This is a genomic window from Ensifer sp. BR816 (assembly GCF_000378985.1).
GTDB lineage: Bacteria > Pseudomonadota > Alphaproteobacteria > Rhizobiales > Rhizobiaceae > Sinorhizobium.
Genome location: NZ_KB905370.1, coordinates 1833505 through 1840829, shown reverse-complemented (window position 1 = coordinate 1840829; position 7325 = coordinate 1833505). Strand labels below are relative to the sequence as shown.

At 65.9% G+C, this 7325-nt stretch carries 5 protein-coding genes; all 5 read left to right on the top strand.

What is annotated here, in order from left to right:
* Positions 1-64: 64 nt before the first annotated feature.
* The 5 genes from RHIBR816_RS0108755 (at position 65) to hrpB (ending at position 7193) form a co-directional block, all read left to right on the top strand.
* Positions 65-1012 carry an ornithine cyclodeaminase family protein gene (locus RHIBR816_RS0108755; protein WP_018236158.1) on the top strand — a complete coding sequence of 316 codons (948 nt, stop codon included), beginning with the start codon at positions 65-67 and terminating at the stop codon, positions 1010-1012.
* Positions 1013-1142: 130 nt separating this feature from the next.
* Positions 1143-2369 carry an ABC transporter substrate-binding protein gene (locus RHIBR816_RS0108750; RefSeq protein WP_018236157.1) on the top strand — a complete coding sequence of 409 codons (1227 nt, stop codon included), beginning with the start codon at positions 1143-1145 and terminating at the stop codon, positions 2367-2369.
* Positions 2353-4068, top strand: a complete 1716-nt coding sequence (locus tag RHIBR816_RS0108745; protein ID WP_018236156.1) for an ABC transporter permease — start codon at positions 2353-2355, stop codon at positions 4066-4068. Before RHIBR816_RS0108750 ends, RHIBR816_RS0108745 begins: the two co-directional genes overlap by 17 nt.
* Complete coding sequence (locus RHIBR816_RS0108740) at positions 4069-4734, top strand: ATP-binding cassette domain-containing protein (RefSeq protein WP_018236155.1); 666 nt, start codon at positions 4069-4071, stop codon at positions 4732-4734.
* Positions 4734-7193: an ATP-dependent helicase HrpB gene (hrpB, locus tag RHIBR816_RS0108735; protein ID WP_018236154.1), complete on the top strand. Its 2460-nt coding sequence runs from the start codon at positions 4734-4736 to the stop codon at positions 7191-7193. The genes RHIBR816_RS0108740 and hrpB overlap by 1 nt, the downstream gene beginning before the upstream one ends.
* Positions 7194-7325 lie beyond the last annotated feature (132 nt).

Below are 7325 nucleotides of genomic sequence, written 5' to 3'. Positions count from 1 at the left end.
CCGCTGCACACTTTTGGGCGACATGCATTAGTGTCGTTCGCATCTGACGGAGGAGACATCGACAATGCTGGTACTGGATGCGGTTCAGACACGCGCGGCTCTGCCCTGGGACGGTCTCGTCGGGGCGCTCGGGGAGATGTTCGCGAAAGGATGCGTCATGCCGGTGCGCCATCATCACGATGTCGAAGTGCCCGGCGAGGCGGATGCGACCCTGCTCATCATGCCCGCCTGGCAGCCGGGCGCCTATATCGGCGTCAAGATGGTTTCGGTCTTTCCCGGCAACCAGGCGCGCGGGCTGCCGGCGATCCATGGCAGCTATCTGCTTTCCTCCGGCAAGACCGGCGAGTTGCTGGCGATCGTCGACGGTGGCGAGCTGACGGCCCGGCGGACCGCAGCGGCTTCTGCGCTCGCCGCACGCTACCTGGCGCGCGAGGATGCGAGCCGGTTGCTGATGGTCGGAACCGGGCGGCTTTCGGCCAATGTCATCGAGGCGCATGCCTCCGTCCGGCCCATCCGCGAGGTGACGATCTGGGGGCGCGATCCGAAGAAGGCCGAGGCGACCGCCAAGGAATTCGATCTTCAGGGCATTGCGGTAACGGTCGCGACGGATCTCGAGGCTGCCGCCCGCGAAGCGGACATCATCTCCTGCGCAACGCTCTCTTCCGAGCCGCTCATCCGCGGTGACTGGCTGAAGCCCGGCGCGCATCTCGATCTGATCGGCGCCTTCAAGCCGACGATGCGCGAATCGGACGACCGCGCCGCCGCCCGCGCCAGCATCTTCGTCGATACGCGCGACGGCGCGCTCAGCGAAGGCGGCGACATCGTCCAGCCGCTCAAGGCCGGCGTGATCACCGAAGCGGCGATCCGTGCCGATCTTTTCGAGCTCGCTCGCGGCGCACATGCCGGCCGCAGCGCGCCCGACGAGATCACGCTGTTCAAGTCGGTCGGCGCCGCCCTCGAAGATCTCGCCGGCGCGGTGCTCGCTTTCGAGGCGCATCGCACCAAGGCATAGCCTACCCGCTACCGAAACCTCCGGCGGGCGCTTCACCGAAACGTGACGTCGGCGCGGTACGGCTTGCATTGACGAGACACCGCCTTGCCGTACCCTCGGCCGACAGCAAGGCGGGAGGAGCGTTGGGCACATGATCGGGCGGACCAGAAAAATCATCATGGCTGCGATGCTGGCGCTCGGCCTTGCCGGCGAAGCATCCGCGGCGGACGCCGGCAATTGGGGCGCCGTCGTTGCCGAGGCGAAGGGCCAAACGGTCTATTTCAACGCCTGGGGCGGCTCCGAGAACATCAATGCCTACATTCGCTGGGCGGGCGGCGAAGTGAAATCGCGCTACGGCGTCGACGTCGTGCATGTGAAGCTCGACGATACGGCGAAAGCCGTCGCGACGGTTGTTGCGGAAAAAGCGGCCGGGAAGAGCGACGGCGGCGCGGTCGACCTCGTCTGGATCAATGGTGAGAATTTCGCTGCGATGAAGCGCGAGGGTCTTCTCTTCGGGCCCGACTGGGCGACGAAGCTGCCGAACTGGCGCTATGTCGACCACGAGACCAAGCCGACGGTGCTCAAGGATTTCACCATACCGACCGAGGGACTGGAGAGCCCCTGGGGTGGGGCCAAGCTCGTGTTCTTCCATGATTCGGCGCGAACAGCGAAAGCCGAATTGCCCGATTCGGCGGCTGAACTCCTGAATTGGGCCGAGGCGAATCCCGGCCGCTTCTCCTATCCGCAGCCGCCCGACTTCACCGGAACATCCTTTCTGAAGCAGGTGTTGATCGCGCTCATCGGTGACAAGGCCAAACTGCAGAAGCCCGTCGATGAAGCGACTTTCGCGACCGATGCCGCGCCGCTCTTCGCCTATCTGGACAAGCTGACGCCGCTTTTGTGGCGGCAGGGCAAGGCCTATCCGCAGAACTATCCCGACATGAAGCAGAAGCTTGCCGACGGCGAGCTCGACATCATCTTCGCCTTCAACCCGGCGGAAGCCTCGTCGGCGATCGCCAATGGCGAGCTCCCGCAAACCGTACGCTCCTTCGTCTTTTCCGGCGGCACGCTCGGCAACACGCATTTCCTTGCCATCCCCTACAACGCCACGGCGAAGGCCGGCGCGCTGGTGCTTGCCGATTTCCTGCTTTCGCCCGAAGCGCAACTGCGCAAGCAGGATCCGAGGATCTGGGGCGACCCGACCGTTCTTGCGCTGGCAAAGCTTTCGGCCGAGGATCGATCCGCCTTCGAGAATCTAGATCTCGGCATCGCCACGCTGAAGCCCGACGAACTCGGACCGGCGCTCGACGAACCGCATCCGGACTGGATGACGCGGATCGAGGCGGAATGGATTCGGCGATATGGGGCGGCCAATTAGCAAGGAGCACGAGATCGCCGCGCGCCGCTTGAACGCGAACACGCTTCTTGCCCTCATACTGGGCCTGCCGATCCTTGCCGGCATCGCGGGGATCATCCTGCCTGCCTTCGGCTATATGCCAGCGCTCGGCGGCGTACGCTTCACGCTTCGCCATTTTGCCGAGCTTGCCGGCCAGCCGCATATCCTGCGCTCCAGCCTCACCGGTCTGGCGGTGGGCCTTGCCACCACGTGTGGGGCGGTGGCGATCGTCGGCACCTTCCTTGCGGGCTTCGCCGGGACGCCGATCTTTTCCCGCGTCCAGCATCTCGTTTCTCCGCTGCTTGCGGTTCCGCATGCGGCCGCCGCTTTCGCGCTGGCCTTCCTCGTCGCCCCCTCCGGCTTTCTCCTTCGCCTGGTTTCGCCGGAATTGACAGGCTTCCTGCGGCCGCCGCAATGGCTCCTCCCGAACGATCCGCTCGCTCTCTCGATGGTCGCGGGGCTCATCACCAAGGAAGTGCCCTTCCTCTTCCTGATCGCGCTGGCGGCATTGCCGCAGCTGCCGCTTCGCCAATCGAGACAATTGACGGCGGCGCTTGGCTATGGGCGGCTGAGCGGCTTTCTGGTCAGCCTGTGGCCGGCGCTTTACCGCCAGATTCGACTGGCCGTTTTCGCCGTCCTCGTCTATTCCGTCTCCGTCGTCGACGTCGCCATCATCCTCGGGCCACAACTGCCGGCGACTCTGCCGATGCGAATTGCCCAATGGACGGCGGATCACGAACTGCGCGCGCGGTTTCTCGCCTCCGCGGCCGCCCTGCTGCAGCTTGGCGTCGTCCTTGCGGCGGTGCTGATCTGGCTCCTCATCGAACGGCTTGCGCGACTTGCACTTGCTTGGCTGACCTATTCTGGGCGGCGCCTGAGGAACGACGCCGTGCCCCGGTTCATCTCGGCTTTCGCAATCACGGCCTGCGCCGCTCTGATCTTTCTGGGCATCGCGGTCCTCGGCGCGTGGTCAGTTGCCGGGCTCTGGCCGTTTCCGCGTGCTTTGCCGGCAGAGCTCACGCTGCAAACCTGGCTGCGCACGCTCTCGCCGCTCTGGCCGGCGCTCCTGGTCACAATGGCGCTCGCCCTGTTGTCGGCGGCGCTCGCCCTGCTTTGTGCCATTCTGCTCCTCCACCGAAACGGCGCAGCAGACCGCGGCGGCGACAGGCCGCACCACCGATTGCTCTATCTGCCGCTGTTGCTGCCGGAGATCAGTTTTGTTTTCGGCCTGCAGATCCTGATCGTCTCGGCCGGTCTCAAGCCCGCCTTTTGGAGCGTGCTGGCGGTGCATTTCCTGTTCGTCCTGCCTTACGTGCTCTTGTCGCTCGCCGCACCCTGGCGCGAGCTCGATCCGCGCTTCGAAAGGGTCGCCGCCGGCCTCGGCAAGTCTCAACGGCAGATCCTGTTGAGCGTCCGTCTGCCGCTGCTTTCTCGCGCATGCCTTACCGCCTTTGCCGTCGGCTTCTCGGTCTCCATCAGCCTCTATCTTCCGACGCTGCTGATCGGCGCTGGGCGGCTGACGACGATCGCCACCGAGGCGGTGGCGCTTTCGTCGGGCGGCGACCGGCGGGTGATCGGCGTCTATGCACTCGTTCAGGCGTCACTGCCCTTCCTCGCATTTCTCATTGCGTCGCTTGCCCCCCAGTTGCTATTCCGCAACCGTCGGGCAATGAGGACGTGAATGCTGGAAATCGCCGAGACAAGACCCCTGACGCTGGCGGACGTGACGATCCGGCTGGCGGAGAGGACCCTGCTAGCCGTTTCGGCGACGGTCATGCCGGGCGAGGTGCTGACGATCATGGGTCCGTCCGGCTCGGGAAAGTCCGCCTTGCTCGCCTTCGCGGGTGGCTTCCTCGATCCGGCATTCGACGCCGGCGGCCGCCTGCTGATCGGCAAGGAAGACGTGACGGATGTTCCCGCCAATCGGCGCCACGCGGGCATCCTGTTTCAGGACCCGCTTCTGTTTCCGCATCTTTCCGTCGGCGGCAACATCGTCTTCGCCATGCCCCCTTCCATCAAGGGACGGATGACGCGACGTGCGCTTGCCGAACAGGCGCTCGGCGAGGTCGGGCTCGCCGGTTTCTTCGACCGCGATCCGGAAACGCTCTCCGGCGGCCAGAAGGCCCGGGTGGCGCTGCAGCGGGTGCTTGTCTCGGCCCCGCATTTCCTTCTGCTCGACGAACCCTTTTCAAAGCTCGATGCAGCTCTCAGGCAGCAGACACGTGAGCTGGTCTTTTCCCGGGCGAGGGCGGCGGGTCTGCCCGCCATTCTCGTCACCCACGACAGCGCCGATGCGGAGGCTGCCGGCGGCCGGGTGATCGAGGTCGGCGGGGAGGAGAAGGCCTGATGCGTGACCTTCCATCCCTGCCCGTCCGCGAGATCCTGCCCGAACTTGCCGAAGCGCTCGAGCGATCGCCATCGGCTGTGCTCTCGGCGCCGCCCGGCGCCGGCAAGACGACGCTGGTGCCACTCTTCCTCCTTGATCAGCCCTGGTTGAACGGCGGCAAGATCATCCTGCTGGAACCGCGCAGGCTCGCGGCCCGTGCCGCGGCCGGAAGGATGGCAGCATTGCTTGGTGAGAAGGTCGGCGAGACGGTCGGCTACCGCATGCGGCTCGACAACCGCATATCGGCGAAGACGCGGATCGAGGTGGTGACCGAAGGCGTATTTACCCGGATGATCCTCGACGATCCCGAACTCTCCGGCGTTTCCGCGGTGCTTTTCGACGAGTTCCATGAGCGCTCGCTCGACGCCGATTTCGGCCTGGCGCTGGCGCTCGACGTGCAATCGGCGCTGCGCGACGACCTGAAAATCATCGTCATGTCGGCAACGCTCGACGTCGAGCGCGTCGCCGGTCTTCTTGGCGGTGCGCCGGTCCTTCGGAGCGAAGGACGGAGCTATCCGGTCGACGTCCGGTACGAGAGCCGAGATGCCGGTGAACGCGTCGAGGACGCGGTCGTCCGGACAATCGTCGAGGCACACCGGTCCGAAGAAGGCTCGATCCTCGCCTTCTTGCCAGGCCAGGCCGAAATCACCCGAACGGCCGAACGCCTCGCCGGACGTTTCGATCAGAGCACGATGATCGTGCCGCTCTACGGCAATCTCAGCCAGAAAGAGCAGGACGCGGCGATCCGGCCGGCGCCGAAGGGCACGCGCAAGGTCGTGCTGGCGACCTCGATCGCCGAGACCTCGATCACCATCGACGGGGTCCGCATCGTCGTCGACTGCGGCCTGCAGCGGCTGCCTGTTTTCGAGGCCTCGACCGGGATCACCCGGCTGGAGACCGTGCGCGTGTCGCGGGCCTCGGCCGACCAGCGTGCCGGGCGCGCCGGGCGAACCGAGCCGGGTGTCGCCATCCGGCTGTGGCATGCCGGCCAGACGGCAGCACTTGCCGCTTTCACGCCACCGCAGATTCTCGCCAGCGACCTTTCCGGCCTGCTGCTCGACCTTGCCCATTGGGGCGTCGCCGACCCGTCGTCGCTCAACTTCATCGACCTACCGCCGGACACGACGTTGCGCGAAGCGCGCAGCCTGCTCGTCGAGCTTGGCGCACTCGACGCGCAAGGCGCCCTGACGCCAAGGGGGCGCATCATCCGCGACCTGGCGCTGCCGGTTCGGTTGGCGGCAATGGCGGTTTCAGCGGCCGAAGAAGGGCAGGCGCATGACGCCTGCCTCGTCGCGGTCATGCTCACCGAACAGGGCCTCGGCGGCAACAGCCTCGACATCGAGGATCGGCTGCGCCGCTTCCGGAGCGAGCGGAGCGACCGGGCGGAGGCGGCGCGCGGGCTTGCCAGGCGGATGGCGGCGGAGCTTGGTGCGTCAAAGGTCAATGGCGCGCCCGCCCTGCCGGGTCCCCTGCTGATGCACGCCTTTCCCGACCGCATCGCGCTACAGCGCGGCGGCCGCGGCCGCTTCGTCATGGCCAACGGGCGCGGCGCGGAAGTGCCGGAGACCGAGCGGCTGGCGGCGTCGACAATGCTGGTGATCGCCGACGTGACGGGACGAGCGGGAGCGCAGCGCGTGCTGGCGGCAGCGGAAATCACACGGGCCGATGTCGAAGTGCATATGCCGCAGGCGATCGTTACCGAGGAACAGAGCTTCTTCGACCGGGCAAGCCGCCAGGTCAGGGCCCGCCGGGTGTCGCGGCTCGGGGCGATCATCTTCGACGAGACGCCGCTGCCTCGACCGCGCGGTGAGGCGGCGGCCCGGGCGCTCGCCGATGGAATTCGCCAGCTGGGTTTGGCCGCGGTGCCGTTTCCCAAGGACGTGGATCAATTGCGTGACCGCATCGGCTTTCTTCATCGTTCGATCGGTGAGCCGTGGCCGGACATGTCGGATGCGGCGCTTATCGCCCGCCTCGATGATTGGTTCGTTCCCTTTCAAGGTGATACCGGCGGCATTGACGCAATCAAGGGCCGCGATCTCGCCGAAGGCCTGATGTCGCTCATTCCCTACGACCTGCAGCGCGAGCTTGCGAAGCTCGCTCCGACGCATTTCGAAGCGCCGACCGGGCAACGCCACCCGATCCATTACGACGGCGACGAACCGTTGCTTTCCATTCGCGTCCAGGAACTCTTCGGCCTCAAGGCGCATCCGACAATCGGCGACGGTAGGCTGCCGCTGCTGCTCGAACTCATCTCGCCCGGCCAGCGGCCGATCCAGACGACGCGCGACCTGCCGGGCTTTTGGGCGGGCTCCTGGAAGGATGTGCGGGCAGACATGCGCGGCCGCTATCCCAAGCATCCCTGGCCGGATGACCCGGCCAACGCCGTTCCGACGACAAGAGCCAAGCCGCGCGGCACATAGGGCTGGTTTGTCATTCGCGGATCGCGCTACTGCATGATTCCTTAAATCGGATTCGATTTAAGGAAAAAAATCATGCAGCAATACTAAGTGCTACAGCGACCTTTGCGCGTCCAATTGGACGCACGGCGCTGT

What these genes read in the sequence shown, in the direction of transcription:
- RHIBR816_RS0108740 (WP_018236155.1), top strand. Translation starts at nt 4,069, where the DNA reads ATGCTGGAAATCGCCGAGACAAGACCCCTGACGCTGGCGGACGTGACG.
- hrpB (WP_018236154.1), top strand. Translation starts at nt 4,734, where the DNA reads ATGCGTGACCTTCCATCCCTGCCCGTCCGCGAGATCCTGCCCGAACTT.
- RHIBR816_RS0108750 (WP_018236157.1), top strand. Translation starts at nt 1,143, where the DNA reads ATGATCGGGCGGACCAGAAAAATCATCATGGCTGCGATGCTGGCGCTC.
- RHIBR816_RS0108745 (WP_018236156.1), top strand. Translation starts at nt 2,353, where the DNA reads ATGGGGCGGCCAATTAGCAAGGAGCACGAGATCGCCGCGCGCCGCTTG.
- RHIBR816_RS0108755 (WP_018236158.1), top strand. Translation starts at nt 65, where the DNA reads ATGCTGGTACTGGATGCGGTTCAGACACGCGCGGCTCTGCCCTGGGAC.